We start from the raw sequence: 15,814 nt of genomic DNA, 5'->3' as shown, positions 1-15,814 counted from the left end.
ACCGTCCTGCCCTCCCCTTCCTGCTGGAAGGGATGCATCCTGCCGTGGCCTTTCCCCAGCCCCTCTGGAAAGGCACTCCAATGAAGCTCACCGGCAACACCATCCTCATCACCGGCGGCAGCCGTGGCATTGGCCGCGCATTCGCCGAAGCCCTGCATGACCGCGGCAACCAGGTCATCATCACCGGCCGCGACCCCGCACTGCTGGACGCCATCTGCGCGCAGCGCCCAGGCATGACCGGCCTGCCACTGGAGCTCGGCGACCCCGCGTCGCTGGCGCAGGTGGCCGAGGTCGTACACGCGCGCTTTCCCTCGCTGAACGTACTCATGGCCAATGCTGGCATCTCGCGTGCGGAAGACCTGGCCAGCGGCCACTGGGATGACCTCGATGCCGAGGCCATCGTCGACACCAACATCCTGGGCGTGCTGCGCACGGTCGCGACCTTCCTGCCGCTGCTGACCCGGCAGCGCAGCGCGACCTTGATGGCCACCAGCTCGTCGCTGGCCTTCCTGCCCCTGGCCAGCCTCCCCACGTACTGCGCCAGCAAAGCCTTCCTGCATTCGTGGCTGGTGTCGCTGCGCCATCAACTGCGCCACCTGCCGGTGGACGTGCTGGAACTCTCGCCGCCCTACGTGCAGACCGGGCTGACCGGCGCCGCGCAGGCCAGCGACCCGCGCGCCATGCCCGTGCAGGACTACGTGCAGCAGGTGCTGCTGAAGCTGGAACGCGGCGATCATCCACGCGGTGAAGTACTGCTGGACGCTGACCAGGCGCGACGCTGGGCCGAACGCGATGGCACCTACGATGCGATCTTCGCGCTGATGAATCCCGAGTAGGCGCGGTCGCACAACCGCGCCTGAGGGCCGCCGCCGGAAGAATCCGGTGGCGGCCCTCAGCGCAGTGGATCGGCCGCCACGCCCTCATGGGTGATCTTCACCGGCAGGATGTGGCCCTGCGCATCGAAGTGCATGCGCTCGATGGCGGTCTCGCGATGGTCGCGGGCGGTGTCACCGTGCGGGCGACGGTGGTAGACGATGTACCAGCGGTCGGTGCCCGGCACCTGGATCACCGAGTTGTGGCCGGCGCTGGTAGCGATGGCTTCATCCTGCTGCAGCACCGTGCCGACGCGCTTGAACGGGCCGGTGGGTGCATCGGCAATGGCATAGGCCACCTTGTAATCCGGGCCACCCCAACCGCCTTCGGACCACATGAAGTAATAGTGCCCACCGCGCTTGAACATCAGCGGGCCCTCCACGTATTCCGGCGCCGGCGTGATTTCCTTGAACAGCGTGCCATCGGCCAGCGGCAGCACACCGGTGAAGTCATCCTTCAGGCGGACGATGTTCGCGTGCTTCCAACCGCCGTAGATCATGTACCAGGCGCCGTCGTCATCCTTGAACACAAACTGGTCGATGGGCTGCGCGCCATTGTGGAAAGCACCCACCAGCGGCTTGCCCAGCAGATCCTTGTACGGGCCTTCCGGGCGGTCGGCCACGGCCACGCCGATACCACCCAGTTCGCTATCGGTCTTGATGTCGTTGGCGGCAAAGAAGAAGTAGTACTTGCCGTTGTTTTCCACCACGGACGGCGCCCACATCGCGCGCTTGGCCCAAGCCACATTTTTCGCGTTCAGAACGTCGGCATGCTTGGTCCAATGCACCAGATCCGGCGACGAGAATGCATCGAAGGTGATCTGCGCATCGTAGTCCGCCGAGGTGGTCGGGAATATCCAGTAGCGGTTGGCGAATACCGCCGCTTCCGGGTCGGCATACCACCCCTTCAGGATCGGATTACCCGAGGTGGCCGGCGGCGCGGCCTGCGCGCCCGTTGCCAATGCCGCTGCCATGCAGGCGGCCATCATCCACTTGCCCAACGCCATGCCGTGCGCTCCCGTGCTGGATAGATGGGAGCATATTAGATCGATTCAGATGCGGAATGCGCGGGCAGCCCCATCCCATGCGCGGAAGTGGGACGCTGGCCTCAGGCTTTCTTGATGACGGTGCGCTTGCCGATGCTGCTGGTCTTGCCTGCCGTCGGCCGGGCCAGGCCCGGAATCAGGAAATCGGTGACCTTGTGGCCCATGGACACCTTGTGTGCCAGCCAACGCGGCATGCGGCCACGGCCGGTCCAGGTCAGGCGCTTGTATTCGGGATCGCGGTATTTGGCGGCGACCTTGCCGGTTTTGCGGCGGGCGGGTTTGCGCGCGGGTGCAGCGGTTTCTGCAGCTTCATCGCCGAAGAGTTCTTCGATGGTGTAACCGGCTTCGGCGGCAGCGGCCTTCAGCAGGCGGCGCACGGCGGCGGCCGGGCGGCGGGTGGTGATGAGGGCTTTGCGCTGTTCGGCCGCAGCCACCAGTGCACCCAGCTCTCGAAGGCTGAGCGATTCGATATCGATAGTCATGCTGGGAAAGGTCTACTGCGGCGGGCTGGGTGTCAAGTTTTCTTTACCGGTGCCGGGAATGGATACTCCGGACCTTCAACTCTCTCGACGCCGATGCGCCATGAAAGCATTTCTCGACAGGCATCAGCTGAGTCAGAACTTGAGTGCCCCAATCTGCGCATCCATCGTCACCTCCAACTGTTGGCTATCTGTCACCGCTCTGGTCCCATCACTGATCAGCATCATCGGACCGTTCTCCGTTCAAGCGGCACGAGCAGGAACATCGACAAGAGCGAGAGCACTCAACTGGCGCTGGCGCAAGAACCTCAAGAATGCAAGAGACCACAGCAAAGACAGAGGCGAAGCCGAAGAAAATCGCCATCACAACAATTAGACAGAGAGCTATAAAGATTAGAAATTCCATACGTCTAACCTATCAGCTTCGGCCGCTGTTCCAACGTCCACTTGCGTGACTGGACGTTGGTGCCGTAAGCCGCGGAGCTGCACTGAAAGTGCGTTTCGCCCTTTCCAAACGTGCTGTCATGCTGTCCAGCCCCAACTATCTCGAACCAATCCATTCAGAAAACGTGCTCGCTGGATGGCACGATCAGTCCAGAACTGGGGCAAAGGCGTCAACACCGCGGACTGAGGGTAGATTCCATCTCAATTCCGACCGGAAAGAACCGATTTGCTTTAAGGGTTCCAACCTTCTTTTTTGAATAGTTTCATTTTCGGCAGCTCAACGCGATGGCACAATCGAACCCGTCCTGTTACCACATCAAGGCAGCGGTGTTGCCACAGGGAAGTAGCGGTTTTCAGGAACGTCTCATTTCAGTGCGTTCACACAGGCCAAGGCTGATGATCTCCGGAACACTTACTCAAGAACAGCACCTCCACGCACTTCGCCTGCATCGGCGGAAGGCGGTGAAGGTGCTCGTATCGGTCCTGCTGGGATGTGCGGTGATCGGCGTTGTAGCGCTCGCCGTGGGCCGTCAGTTCCCCGGCCTTGTCCTTGTCTGCGGCGGTGTTGGTGGCGCGATGGGTGCGTTCGCCCAGTCCAGGCTGGCGCTGCCACGCCAGGTGGCCAAGATCCATCGCCAGCAGGCGAGTCTGCACGCTCACTACACCTACAGCTGGGACGAAGAGTGGCTCAGCGTTGCGTCCGAGCATGTGCAGACCAAACGGCGGTGGTCGGATTACACCAAGCTGCGGGAGAATGAAGAAGTGCTGCTTCTCTACCACTCGGACGTGATATTCGAGGTATTCCCGAAGGCATGGTTCAACGGCCAGGCGCAGATGGATGAATTCCGGAGACTGGCCTCGCAGGCCGTGGGCTGAGCGCACAGGGATTCGCAGGGTTCGATCTTTTCGTCAGAGCGTAATCTGCCCAGAAGTTCAAAGCATAACTTGGTCGATTGAATGAAAGCGGCTGCAAGCTTCACCGCCAGTACAGTGACGTAGCTCTCGATTTGGACAGAGATCGTCAAACAACTCCTGCCCCAGCGACGGCGAACTTAGAGCGCCAAGCCACGAGTGGAAAAGCACACACATAGCTCGTCGCCACTCTATATTGAAATGACCTCTTCTACGTCTTCACATGCTTGAACAGCAGGCCTGTCGGCGAGCTCCTCCTCGCCCTGTCTGCAGCAGCTTGCTCCTTGAACTTGGATTTTATCTCTCTGAGATTGGGTAGGCCTGCCATTCCCAAAAGTCCGGAGGCAACCCCCAGCCCTGGACTACTGGTCAGCGCGGCGGTTACCGCAATCGCACCCGTGGCCACAAAGCTGGCAACGTCGATGCCGTAGAGCCTAAGCTTCTTGTTTCGCGCATTGAGCAACTCGCGCTGATGAGCTTCAAAGGCTTTATTGAGGTTTTCAACAACGCGGTCGGATGTGCGGTAGTAATTGTCAGGTCTCAACGCAATTAGTTCGTCTATACCAGCACTCAAGATATGGCGAAGTTCCTCAGCGTGCCCGCTCTTTCTAATTTGCAAAACCGTCTCGGGCGGAACGTTCCCAAGCCACGACAAGTTCTGTTCGCCTTCAGAGACCAGAGCCCGGGCGACATGAGTGGACTTGAGCTCATTTACATCGTGAATCGAACTAGTCGATTCATACTCGAGGAACCAAGTGTAGTAATCCCATGAAGTCTGGACGCTTATGAACGGTGTGGCCCCAAAATGCTGAGCAGTCTCTTTAGACGCTAGAGCCTGGGGCATTCGGCCTACGCTCGCACCAAAGACTTGATGGCCGGCGTTATGCGGGTCAAAACCGGGCAATGTGGGCTGGGGATCACGCATCATCCGCGTCAATTGAGCTTCTGCGCCTTGCTCCCAAGTGGTATCGAAAAGGACGCGATCTGGCCGCCGCAGCTCACTCATGAGTTGCGAAACGCTCTGTAGATGCGAACAGAATTCCTCGTAGTGATTCAGATCTGAAAATTCACGGTCGAAAAGATACGTTGCGTGCTTGAGAATTGCCGGCGTTGCTCGGATCAGCAGATCACCGCTTTCGCCACGACGGATATCGTCAGGATGGGGCAAGATCATAACGATAGGCGGATTCACGTCTGCAGTAGCCACATCGCGGTAGGTCATCGCCGTGAGTACGTGCTTGGCAAAGAGACGCGCTACCTCTCGATCCGGGTAGATCCCCAAGATTGGAGCAATGCGAAGGATGGGACAGGGCAGCACGATCGTGTCAATGTACAGACCCGCAGTGGAGACCGCATTCTCCCAATGAGCAGGGAATAAATCACCAGAAAATGTCGCCTTCAGCTGGGCCCCATCTTGAAGATGATATGTGCCCGAGTCACCAACACCCTCCCAGAATTCTCTAATACCACTCGCCAAATCTGGAAGTTTTTCTTTCACCTGCCTCACAAAATTCGCGTCCCTGATGAACGCAAGACTCGCTTGATGAGGGTTTATACGATGCTCCAGCATGAATTCCATCATCCAACCGAATTGCATGTAAAGCATTCGGAAGTAGCTTTCTTGGATATCTCCAGTGCTAATAGCGTCTTTAGCCTCATCCCTGTACTGAAAATGACGAATAGCCAACGTTGCGCTTCGGATCCGGCCATCTACAGTGGCAGGGTCAACAAGCCCGTCGCTTCTGAGTCGAATGGCGTCGCAGCTCTCGCGAAAGCCTTCGACGAGATGTTCCACAATGTGGATTTTGCCTTCCTCAAGCTTACTGCGAAGCAAGAAGACTCTGTCGGTCAGATCCTTGATCTCTTCTTCGGAGTACTGGCGTTCGCTCACCATAGATCCTTAAGCCATGTCAGTCTTCAATTCTATCCCGGCGGCGGTGCCTTAATGAACCCGCGCCTCGATCATGGCCAACGAGCCCGGAGCTTCGTTACACCTAGTGAGAAAGATCGTCGGATTGACCAATCGAGCCTACATGGTTTTTCTGCTCGGCTGGGGCGCCGCTAGGCCCGAACCTTATCGCAACTGAATCCCCTAACTGTCTAATTTGCTTCCGCTCCGAAATAAGAGAAAAATCCTGCGAAAATTTCCTATTTCCATCTACCCAGCGTCCCGCTGACATGCCGTTCGTTCACCTAGGAAACGAAGCCTTTCTTTTATCTGATGCTTCGTTCCAAAGCCGAAACTTTAGCTCCCTGAGCCGCTCAGAATCGATACCGCCAGCAACCTGGCGTTGAGCGGACGTTCAACGCCAGAGTGAAGCCAAACCGCTAGGCGGCTTCGCCTTGAACGAAATGATAGACCTAAAGTTCGGAGACAGCCTGCATTGGATCAATGTCCTTGCCAGCAACGTCTGTGAGGCGAAAAATCTTGTTGCATGGCTTGCAGTAATAGCCTTTGCCCGCATCATATTTGGCGTAGCCACTAATCGGGATCTTGCATGCCGGGCAATGCGGATTCTTTTCACGGTCCCAGTAGATCCCGTACTTGATGCGGAAATCTGCCTTCTTTGACGAAAAAAAAGCTACCAGTACGAACACGAAATTTAGGACCAGCGATGTAACCAACAGGGCGAGCAGTACTCTCTTGGAGGTAGCCGCTTCTATGGCTGGTAAAACTGCAGGGGCGACTTGGTAAGCCGCCCAAACGAGTAGAACAGTGAGGGACGCCGCAATGCCTTCCGCAGCGCGATCAGCGAGCTTGTCTTTGATGATAGCGAGAAAGGTCATTTGTAGGTCAAATTACCTGATAGACGGACCCATAGGTCCGGTTATAAGACTTATCCATAGCGCACCGTATGGCGGGCTTCCCCTTGATACAGATCGATCTTAGGGTGCCCGGGTCCGGCTAACAAGCCAGCGTATAGCCGGACCCAGCTGTAGTCTCGGCCCTCGCGCCAATGTCCACTGTGGGTCGAGAGCGGGCTCTAGTCTGGATGCCTCATGGGCTAAGCGCGACCTTAGTACCAGATCGCGGTAGCCAGACCGGTGGCATCGCAAACAGGTCGCGTCGGTAGATAAACGGCTGTCCCTACGGCTATGCGTTCCCCACTCCTAAAAGCAACCAAAGTGTCGAGCACGTCGTCCTTTGCCGCCTGTCGGCGAGCCACCGATTGAACAAGTCGTGCAACTTGCTCGGGACCAAACACAGCTCACGAGTTGTCCGAAGCAGCCAACTTATGGAGTTAGAAACGCGAGCGTAGTGCGCAATTCTTTTCGTGGTGCCCACCAGCAACCACATCGATGCCCCATGTATTTGATGCAACTTCATTTTTCCCAATCACCAGCCAATTTTGACTCACCTTTTGACTCACTTAGAGCTGCGATAGCGAAGCCGGGGCCTAGCCAGATTCAGGCGGTGAACTCAGACTGACCCGTTCAGCACAAGGATGACGCTATGCAAAAAAGTGACGAGGATCAGAGTGCCACCCCTCCCTTCGAGGAGGTTTGTTCCCGCCTGGAGCGGAGCTTTGGACTGGAAGGCGATCCACTAACCGAACAAATGTGCCTTACCCCTTTGGCATCCGTTCGCTTTCAATCAGTCACGGATGCGTTGGCACTTGCCCGAACGCTTCACAGAAGCGGAGACGTCGAGGCGGCTTGGCGTCACCTCTGCGATGCCAAGTCCATTGTTTCTCATCAAGAAGGGTTCATGGAGGGCAGATACGAGTCATCAGACCGGGCCGGCGCGGCTCGCTTAGCGGCTGGGTATGGCCGCCTAGGAGCGGAAAGAAAAAAAGCGATTAACGAAGCGAAGCGCGAGGTCGCAGTTGTCAAGTTGTTGAACCAGCACAAGGCGACCCCATTCCGAATTAGACGCCAGCTGAAAGAAGCCGCCGCCAAGCTCGGGCCTGGCGGCGGCAAGTTACACACTGATGCGGGGTGGGGATATCGGCTCATCAAGCAGACACGCCTCTACGATCTTTACGACAGCCTAAGCGCTAGGCGGAAGCCCTAGTTTCCAGCCCCAAAGAGGGCGCGAGGGCCGGACCAGCCTTGATCCCACCGTACGGACCGCCCAACCCGAACGTGCGCGCGCGACCTTCGGGTCGGAAGCGCAGGTACAGATCAACCTTCGTCAAGTAGCGTAGCGCGTCTTCCAGGCACACCCACTTCTCGTCGTCCCCGCGATTAACCATGCCAATGCCGCAACGATCATAGGCGTCCTTCTTCTTGTTGCAGTTGAAGAACATGCCTTTGGAGGCGGTTACCTTCTCCTGCCAATAGCGGCCCAGCAAGTCCCCGAGGACGATGTCGCGAGACACACGCTGCCCGTCGAAGAAGATAGCCATGTGGAAGTGGTGGCCTTTCTCCAAGCCGTATTCCATCTTCCACATGTAACCTGCGAGGTGTTCGGCATACGCCCCCTTGCGGAGATGGTCTAGAAAGCGATCACGATGGGTCTGCGCGTCCTTCAAGGTCATTGCCTGCCCCCTGAAGCCACTCCCTGGACAGAAGTTCGAGAAGTATTCCAGGTCCAGGCGGACCACCAGCAGCTTGGAGTAGCGTGCCCGCAGCGCCTTGAGCAGTCGTTTGCAAGACTTAGCGTTCTCGCGCTCCGCCCGCTTCAGGTTGCCCAGACGGCGGCCCAAGGCCTCCCCCTTTGCGAAGGCCCGGATCTTCGCTACCGCAGCATTGAGGCGCGGGACGTCCTCCGGCCAAGCCTTGCCTCCCAGAAACATGAACGGACCGAGGAAGCGCTTAAACAGGGTAAAGAGCGGGCTATGGCGGTGAGCGGGGAAGTGCTCATCAATTTCCCGTAGACCGGACTTGAGGCAGAGCAGGATGGAATCGCCCAGCTCGGTCTTTTCAACCCACTCGCGGCCGTGCTTCGTCATGACTCCGAACGGCGCCTTACGGCTTGCCATTAGCTTACCCATCATCTCGACAATACGCTTGACCTCTAAGACTGCGTTCAACTGGTGGGTGATGAAGAGGGTGCCGTCTTCACCCCAAACGTAAGCGCGTTCGCGCATGAAACTGCTGTTGTTCTTCAATGGTGTTTTCATTGTCGTTGCCATCCCCATCCCTCCTACTGGAGATCAGGAGTAACAGTGTTTATTCCTACTGAGCCAATGTAAGAAGATGCCCAGCACACATGCCGTTTCTAGCCCATGCAGGGGTCTAAGATCGGCGTCGATCTAGGAAAGTTAGGGCTAGCGGCGCCCCACCTCCCTGGCCTGAATCAGGCCCACAACGAAGTCATCAACTTCATGTTCAAGGAACAGGACTGACGTCCCCAAGCGAAGCGGCTTCGGGAAGGACGGCAGGTAGCTCGGCGAGCGCTTGTTGAGGTAGCCGTACAGCGTGGATCGTGCGATGCCCAAGCGAGCCTGGACTTCTGCCCGACGGAGCATTCGGAGTGGTTTTGGTGAGTTGTTCTGCATGACGCCTGGCCGTCTGTGGTGTGTGGACGAGCCTACGAACCAAGCGCTGGCAGAACCATCCATTTAGCCCCCTGTAGAAAAATACAGTGCGTAAGCCATTGATTTAGTTGACCCGAAATTCAGCCGGGATCTAACTTTTCAGAGGGGAGGAACTAGTTAAAAAGTGGCCGGGGCCAAAAAATGCGCCCTGGCTGATCGTCAGGTCGAGCGACTGCTTGCCAGAACGCCTGCCATGAAGACGACCGCGAAGGCGGCCAGGTACTCGAGGGGGGAATTGGATCGTTCGATGAACACGATAGGCTCCTAGTCAGTAGGGAGCCGGCATTGCGCCGGCATAGAGGAGAGGCTGATGCCCCTCCCTATCGTGTTATGGGTCTGAAATTCGTTTGCTTGGCCGATCAGCCAGGAAGTGGCCCGAGCTTGTTGGACCGCCACGGGACGACTCTGGCAGCCGGCGCCGGCTCGTCGATGCCCACTGCGGCCCGCAGGACCACTGGCCACCCGTACCCATCGATGTAGTGGCGGATGCCGTTCTGGCGAAGGAACTGGAGCTGTCGCGCCTTCAGAGGTGTACGCGTCAGCGCCTTGATCTCATCCTTGGTCAGGCAGAGCTTTTCAGACATTTCAAACCTCCTTGTTAGAACGCCACACGGGCCTAGGCGCGTCGGGCCTCTCTGGCGCTCCCACGGCCTTACGCAGGACGATCACCCGGTTGTACTCATTGACGTAATGAGGGATCCGATTCTGCGTAAAGAAGGCCAACTGCCGCACCCTGATCGGGGTTCTAGTGATCTCTTCGACCTCACAGCGCGACAGCATTTCCCCATTCATCGGGCGTCTCTGAGTAGCCAGTGCCGATCATGCCCCATCGCGCTACTCTCGCCTACAGACCGAGGAGATGCCATGGACGAGTCGCCAGCCGAACTGCCGCTTGAGCAGGAGATCGCCCTGCTGAGGCAGCAGCTGACCACCCTGCGGATCGGCCTTTCCGGAAAAGACTGGCTGACTGTGGAAGAGGCGGCGCATTACTGCGGAGTGTCGCTCAGCCAGTTCAATACGAAGGCCGGGGAGTACGACCTTTCGCCGAGACAGTTCATGGGAAAGAAGCACTACGAGAAGAACGAGCTGTACAGGGCTATCCACGGCTCCGGTAGCTGGAGATCGAGGAACACGGCGACTTCTATCCCTTCGGTTGGAGCCACCTCGCCCCAGGTGGCTGAGGCATTGGCCCGCCTCAGGCGACGCGAAAACCGCAACGGGAAGCGCTGATGAACCCTTCTGGAAGGCTGATGACGCTAGGCGAGGCGGCAGAACGAAGCGCCTGCGCGCCCAAGACGGTTCGCAGAGCCATTAATGCAGGGCAACTGGTGGCTGTCCGGCTAGGGGCTAGTGCCAGGTCGGATCGCGTTCACCCGGCCGATCTTGAGGACTGGTGGGAGCGCTCGCGGCGGGCGTCGGCAGTAGGGCCAGCAGCATCAGGAGCATCCCAAACCGTCCCCCGCCCTGGCTCGGCCGATGAAAGGCTCGCGGCCCTCTTGGCACCGACGAACCGGAGAACTAAGGGTCGCCGGCGGACCGACGCGCGGCAGGCTTAGCGGCGGCGGCCGATGCACTGCTCCGCTTGCCTTTCCGGTCCTTCGGAATGCCCCTGTTCTCGTCCCTCCATTTGAGAACCTCTCCTGCAACCCAAGTCGCTGGCCGCATTGATACGCGTAAAGGGAAATCCGGCCTGCAGGCGACGGTCTCTAGGACCGTGCGTGGCGCCAAGCCTAAAAGGATCCCGACGTCATGTGCACCAATTGCCCTCAGTTCCCACGGTACGGTGCCATCTTCACTAGACATGGCGCTTCCTCCATTCGATCTGCTACGGCCCGCGACAGTAACTTTGTGCCTTGCTTGCGCTGACTTGGTAACGAATGGACGACTGCATAGCGTCATCAGCCTCGACTGCGCAGGTCTGCCTGGGGTCCATCCGCGAAGCACACTTGGCCAAAGTCTCTGCCGACCTGGCCATCTCGTCAGCGGCTAGCAAGAACTCGCTGCAGAGACTTCCGGCCGCGGACACCAGATAGTTAGCGCGGCCGCTACCGTAGCGTTCCCCATCGTCCACACTCTCCGGGCTCGCGGTGGCCGGCGCGTTGAACTTGGGCCAGCCGCCGCTGGAGTCTGCCAAGCGATATGGAGTCGGCTCCGTTGGAGCCGAAGGGCTCCTATAGACCGGTTGGGCATAGGTCGACGCCTGGGCACTGGGCACGTATCCGGATCCGGATCCTCCCCTCGGCGGAGGTAGCGCGTACGGATCCTTCTTGCCAGCTTGGCCCGTATAGGGGTTGTAGTTCCCCCGGGTTGAGTAGTTGTCCAGCGTCGACCGATTCGGAGCGCTTCTGTAGTGCGGGGCGACATAGGTTCCGTCCTTCTTGACGTAACCGCTGACCCGAACGCCGCGCGCATCAGCCCCGCTTGTCCACGCCAATGCCAGCCCCAGATAGAGCATCAGAAATCCTTTCACAGCGCCCACTCCCCTGCCTCTGGGGTCATCCCCAAGATGGCGTCCTGCAGCCGGCGTGGCTGCCTGAGCGGATGCTACCCCTCATTGGATGCGGAGCCAATTCGTGGCCATAGCTCCGAACCCAAGGCGATCCCGAAGCCAGGCGGCGGGACTGCCTCCAGCCTTAAGAACTACTCAAGACCCGCAGGACAAGATCGTCGTCATTCGCCAGCCATTCGTGTTCGTCGATGAACCAGGCACCGCCGACCTTGCGGCCGGGCAGCTTTCCCTCCCGCAGCAGCCGCTGCAGCACCTGCATGGACGGGCGGCTGCCTTCTTCAAAGTAGCGGTCCAGCCACCGCTCGGGCGTCATCAATCTCATCGTGGCCCAGCAGCACCCCAGCCTCTGCGAGGAATAGAGTAGCCCCCGCGACGACCACTGGAATGGTCACACCCTTGAGAAATCGGCATTGCTGGGTCGGATTCTCCCCTTCCATGGCCCCTTTGCCCTGGGCTTGATCTCCGCCGGCGGCCGCATCGGCTCCAGTGCGGCCATCACGCGGGCCGATGCTGCAGCCGCTGCCGCGTCTAGGCGTTCGGCCTGATGCTGTTGCTCACGGGTAGGCGGCAAGCCAGGCAGCGGTGGCGCCGGCTTGATGGGTGTGTTGTCGATCAGGCGGACGACCGCCTCTCGCAGCGGCAGGTCCGGAAACAGCCTGGCGGCACACCAACGCTCGGCGAAGCGCTTGCCCTGCCGGATGCTGGCAACCGGTGCGTTCTTGGTCTGCCACATCTTCAGGGCGTTCATGTGGAGACGGTAACCAGCCTCGCGAGCCGGGGTGACACTGGCCACCTCGCGCCCGTTCCACCACAGCGCCCAGCGCTCGCCCGTCTGCACCCACCCGGACGGGATGGGAGCGGTCCGGAAGCCTTGGTAGCCGAGGGAGGGAAGCATGGCGAGCAGGATACGTCCGGCTGTCGCAGATCCTGCGAACGCCCAGCCCACGTTCCTGAAGCATTCGAATTCGACCGAGGAAGGCGTCCTACTCAAAGCCGGGTCGCATCGAGAACGACCCGGCTCGGGCTTGCTCAACAACCGAACTTCGGCTCGCCGAACGTCTTACGGAGAGAAGCGATCAAGTCAGTGTCATCCGTGAGATTCGTTTCACTCACATCAACATGCGGCAATGCGCCAATGGCCCCCACGACAACATGCTTGCGCACCGTTAGAACGGCGTCCAACGGAACAGGACGCTCTTCGCGTCCAAAATCGTGCTTGTAACTACCACTCACCCAACCGGACGGTGTGAGGTGCTCGTCTTCCCAGTCATTGCTCAATGACATTGTCAGCCTCCGTGTGTGCCTTACTGAAAAGTCGCCCCGACCGGGCTGGCCGGGGCGCATTGCTCAAGCAGCGGGAAGCTTTGGAACGCCAGGTGCCTCGAGCAAGATCTTGTCGAGGAAAGGCAGCGCCGTAGGATCGCGCTCGCGGAAATACTGGTGGGCCTTATTCGGCAGCCAAACCTCATTGAAGTGAAGGCGGAATGCGTGCAAATAGCCGACCGGATACATCTTTGCGTCGCAGACACGACCGTCTGCATAGCGATGCTTGTAAGTCGGCATCTTGGACGTATCGACTCCCTGCTCACGCAGCCACCTCGCGAACATCTTACCTTCTGAGATGTCCGGAACCATGTGTTCGGGCAGCGTGTACCCGCGCGATTCCAGCGGGCCTATCAAGCTAATTGCCAGCTCACTTAGGATCGAGAAGTGGGTATAGGGGACCTTGTCCTTGTTCGCCAGATAGCGCTGGATGTGAGGAGGCAGGCCCGGCGCCGGTGCACCATCGGGCTGCCGACCGGACAGCCACTCGCGCACCCACTTCGCTACCGCTACGGCAAATTTCGGGGACAACCACTGGGCCAAATGCACTGCTGCATCGGGATGAACCCACGTCCCTTGGGCACCCTGCCCGCCCCTAACTGACTGAACAAGAAGCGATATGGGAATTCCCATATCGTCGGAAAGCTCAGTCAGGAAGGCCTCGGTTGAAGCCAAGCGCCGATAGTCCGCGAAGAGCCTGCCTACTGCCTGGCACATGGCAGTGGCATTGATGTATCCATCGAGCTTGCGCTGCTCAATGAGGGTGTTTTCCATCTGACGATGGATGAGATGGAGCGACAGCTGCTGGTTGTTTCTGGTCATGTGGGCTTAGCCTTTGTGTTGCAGGCGAAGCCATGGCCTCAACTAGCGAAACTACGACGTACGTCACAAATCGTCAGTGACGATTGATTGACACATAAGTCATACGGCGTATGATTCGCTCCGTTACTTCTAGGTAAGTTGTTGCCACTGCTCGGCACTGCTTGCGTAACACCGCCCTGCCTAGCGCCAACTAGGTGGGGCTTTTTCTTGCCCCGACGGTGGCCGGGGAATCCCGACGGCCACAAGATAGTGAGGCGGTTCAGCCTCGTCAACGCCAAATGTAGTGAAATCTTGCAATCCCTTGCGGCGTAAGGGTCATGCCATCGGCGCCGGTCCAAGGCGGTCTTGACCCGATTCTATAATCTGCGCAGTCAAGCGCGGAAAGAGGCATATCAGCCGGCAATGTCAGCGTTAGCGTTATTCGACGGGTCCAAGTCTGTGCACGCCTAAGCCACATGGCCGAGGGCTAGGATCAAACCATGTGCGGCCGATTCGTCCAGCTCCCCGTTGTCGACTTCGACCTGCAGGTCCTGACATGCCGCGCGGTACTAAGCTTCTACACGGGCCCAAGGTCTTGGACAACCGCCTGCCCCTGCCTTAGGACAGCCGCCAGCAGGCGACCGCCTGCCACCTTCCTTCCTACCCGATCATTGAGCCAAGCCGCCTGCAGCCGGCCAGCCACTAGAACGTCTTTTGGGTCAAAGCTGTCGCCCCTCCCCTCGAGCGGATCACCAGGGGACGCCAACCCGCCAGCCAGCTGCTGCACTCGCGCGGGCTCCCCACTGACGCTTTTGGCATATGCCGTGGCCACCATGCGCCGCGCCTGAGGTGACCAACCGCCCAGGACGAGTTCGGTTCCTATAACCGACGGAGCCATCCCGGCCTCCAGCGCGGCTTTCTCGTACGCTGGCCACAGCTGGTCAACCACAAGCCCAAGCTCCCTGCCGAGCTGCTCCATGGTGAAATCCGCGCGGAAGCTGGCCTGTAGCGCCAGCTCATAGATCCGCAGGAAGAACTGCGCGCTTCCTCGAGTCGCCAGTACTAGGTTGTGCTGGGGGATCAGCAGGAGCTTCGCCCCTTCCGACTTGACCCCTGTGCGGGTGTCCTCAGCCAAAGTATCTACAGCAACCAACAGTTGATCCGGCGACAGCAGAACGTTGAGGATGCTCAAGGCTCGGGTCCAAATGGGAACAGCCCACTATTGCCGTTATTCCACTCACTGTCGATGGAGGCTCAATGGACACCGCGACCGGCCCCGAGCGTGCGCCTACTGGTCCAGAAGATGGCGCCAAGCCTTCCCAAGCATTCTGGCAAATGGCCGAGCCTTTTGGGGCTTCCGGAAACCTGCCCGGGTTGCCTCGCGCGCGCGTATTGCTGGCATAAGCCCACGATACTTCCCGTTGCAGTGCGGGGCCCCCCGGGGAAAGACCCGCTGGTCTCAGACCGACGGAGACGACGAGCGCATAAATTCCAGATGCCCACAGGGGGCATCAACATGGAGAGTGAAAATGAGTGGCTTCATCGTCAGCTATGACCTACACAAGAGCGGCCAGAACTATGAATGCCTCAGGAAGAAGCTTGAGGCATACCCGCGGCATTGGAAAATGCAGCAGTCGGTCTGGATTATTGAATCTGATCAGACTTCAAGCCAGATCAGAGATGGCTTGAAGCCCTGCTTGGACGCCAACGACAACCTGTTCGTCGGAAAACTGTCAGCAGCCGCCTGGACTACCATGGGTTCGCAGGCGGACCAATGGCTGATCTCAGTCATAAAATAGGCTTGCCGTCCGTGTGCGGAACGCCATAGCGAAACGCCCGATTCGCAACGTTCTTCAGGGAATAGTTCGAGTGCACATTGATCGGCACACCGAGCATACGCGCGACCCACATTACGAATCGGATTCTCATCGGTGAGCTCTCCCGT

At 58.9% G+C, this 15,814-nt stretch carries 17 protein-coding genes; 5 read left to right on the top strand and 12 right to left on the bottom strand.

The genetic code is table 11. From position 1 onward, the window contains the following. Positions 1 to 80 precede the first annotated feature (80 nt). A complete protein-coding gene (locus IAE41_RS08880) occupies positions 81 to 836 on the top strand; it encodes an SDR family NAD(P)-dependent oxidoreductase (RefSeq protein WP_200732853.1) in 756 nt (251 codons plus the stop codon). A 56-nt stretch (positions 837 to 892) separates the two neighbouring features. Here IAE41_RS08880 and IAE41_RS08875 read toward each other — a convergent pair whose 3' ends face one another. Next, positions 893 to 1,879, bottom strand: coding sequence for a glycoside hydrolase family 43 protein (locus tag IAE41_RS08875; protein WP_200732852.1), 987 nt, complete (start codon positions 1,877 to 1,879; stop codon positions 893 to 895). A 101-nt stretch (positions 1,880 to 1,980) separates the two neighbouring features. Continuing rightward, positions 1,981 to 2,400, bottom strand: coding sequence for an H-NS histone family protein (locus IAE41_RS08870; protein WP_200732851.1), 420 nt, complete (start codon positions 2,398 to 2,400; stop codon positions 1,981 to 1,983). A gap of 837 nt (positions 2,401 to 3,237) precedes the next feature. Between IAE41_RS08870 and IAE41_RS08865 the strand changes: the two genes are divergently transcribed. Then, positions 3,238 to 3,717 (top strand): YcxB family protein, encoded by a 480-nt coding sequence (locus IAE41_RS08865; RefSeq protein WP_200732850.1) that lies wholly within the window; start codon positions 3,238 to 3,240, stop codon positions 3,715 to 3,717. Between the two features lie 247 nt (positions 3,718 to 3,964). Here IAE41_RS08865 and IAE41_RS08860 read toward each other — a convergent pair whose 3' ends face one another. After that, positions 3,965 to 5,644 carry a hypothetical protein gene (locus IAE41_RS08860; protein ID WP_200732849.1) on the bottom strand — a complete coding sequence of 560 codons (1,680 nt, stop codon included), beginning with the start codon at positions 5,642 to 5,644 and terminating at the stop codon, positions 3,965 to 3,967. Between the two features lie 470 nt (positions 5,645 to 6,114). Then, positions 6,115 to 6,540, bottom strand: coding sequence for a hypothetical protein (locus IAE41_RS08855; protein ID WP_200732848.1), 426 nt, complete (start codon positions 6,538 to 6,540; stop codon positions 6,115 to 6,117). A gap of 667 nt (positions 6,541 to 7,207) precedes the next feature. Here IAE41_RS08855 and IAE41_RS08850 point away from each other — a divergent pair. Next, complete coding sequence (locus IAE41_RS08850; protein WP_200732847.1) at positions 7,208 to 7,768, top strand: hypothetical protein; 561 nt, start codon at positions 7,208 to 7,210, stop codon at positions 7,766 to 7,768. Here IAE41_RS08850 and IAE41_RS08845 read toward each other — a convergent pair. The 3 genes from IAE41_RS08845 to IAE41_RS08830 all read right to left on the bottom strand — a co-directional run bounded on the left by IAE41_RS08845 (position 7,752) and on the right by IAE41_RS08830 (position 10,016). Further along, a complete protein-coding gene (locus IAE41_RS08845) occupies positions 7,752 to 8,831 on the bottom strand; it encodes an inovirus-type Gp2 protein (protein WP_200732846.1) in 1,080 nt (359 codons plus the stop codon). The genes IAE41_RS08850 and IAE41_RS08845 overlap by 17 nt on opposite strands. Positions 8,832 to 9,595: 764 nt before the next feature. Beyond that, positions 9,596 to 9,820 carry a DUF4224 domain-containing protein gene (locus IAE41_RS08835; protein WP_200732844.1) on the bottom strand — a complete coding sequence of 75 codons (225 nt, stop codon included), beginning with the start codon at positions 9,818 to 9,820 and terminating at the stop codon, positions 9,596 to 9,598. A gap of 1 nt (position 9,821) precedes the next feature. After that, entirely contained in the window at positions 9,822 to 10,016 is a 195-nt protein-coding gene (locus IAE41_RS08830; protein ID WP_234458398.1) for a DUF4224 domain-containing protein, read from the bottom strand. An 84-nt stretch (positions 10,017 to 10,100) separates the two neighbouring features. On the opposite strand from IAE41_RS08830, the gene IAE41_RS08825 reads away from it, so the two are divergent. Further along, positions 10,101 to 10,466 (top strand): hypothetical protein, encoded by a 366-nt coding sequence (locus IAE41_RS08825; RefSeq protein ID WP_200732842.1) that lies wholly within the window; start codon positions 10,101 to 10,103, stop codon positions 10,464 to 10,466. Between the two features lie 1,403 nt (positions 10,467 to 11,869). Here IAE41_RS08825 and IAE41_RS08815 read toward each other — a convergent pair. The 5 genes from IAE41_RS08815 to IAE41_RS08795 all read right to left on the bottom strand — a co-directional run bounded on the left by IAE41_RS08815 (position 11,870) and on the right by IAE41_RS08795 (position 15,061). Next, positions 11,870 to 12,067: a hypothetical protein gene (locus tag IAE41_RS08815; protein WP_200732840.1), complete on the bottom strand. Its 198-nt coding sequence runs from the start codon at positions 12,065 to 12,067 to the stop codon at positions 11,870 to 11,872. Positions 12,068 to 12,133: 66 nt separating this feature from the next. Next, positions 12,134 to 12,493, bottom strand: a complete 360-nt coding sequence (locus IAE41_RS08810) for a hypothetical protein (protein WP_325166994.1) — start codon at positions 12,491 to 12,493, stop codon at positions 12,134 to 12,136. A 281-nt stretch (positions 12,494 to 12,774) separates the two neighbouring features. Next, positions 12,775 to 13,029, bottom strand: a complete 255-nt coding sequence (locus tag IAE41_RS08805; RefSeq protein ID WP_200732839.1) for a hypothetical protein — start codon at positions 13,027 to 13,029, stop codon at positions 12,775 to 12,777. Positions 13,030 to 13,092: 63 nt separating this feature from the next. Next, positions 13,093 to 13,890, bottom strand: a complete 798-nt coding sequence (locus IAE41_RS08800; protein WP_234458397.1) for a KilA-N domain-containing protein — start codon at positions 13,888 to 13,890, stop codon at positions 13,093 to 13,095. Between the two features lie 556 nt (positions 13,891 to 14,446). Next, on the bottom strand, positions 14,447 to 15,061 hold the full coding sequence (locus tag IAE41_RS08795) for a hypothetical protein (protein WP_200732838.1): 615 nt from the start codon (positions 15,059 to 15,061) through the stop codon (positions 14,447 to 14,449). Positions 15,062 to 15,398: 337 nt separating this feature from the next. Here IAE41_RS08795 and IAE41_RS08790 point away from each other — a divergent pair, with 337 nt between their 5' ends. Next, on the top strand, positions 15,399 to 15,668 hold the full coding sequence (locus IAE41_RS08790; RefSeq protein ID WP_200732837.1) for a CRISPR-associated protein Cas2: 270 nt from the start codon (positions 15,399 to 15,401) through the stop codon (positions 15,666 to 15,668). The last annotated feature ends 146 nt before the right edge of the window (positions 15,669 to 15,814 follow it).

This window comes from Stenotrophomonas sp. S39 (genome assembly GCF_016624665.1).
Classification (GTDB): domain Bacteria; phylum Pseudomonadota; class Gammaproteobacteria; order Xanthomonadales; family Xanthomonadaceae; genus Stenotrophomonas.
Note: the sequence above shows the minus strand (reverse complement) of the source record. Positions and strands in the feature narration are given on the sequence as shown.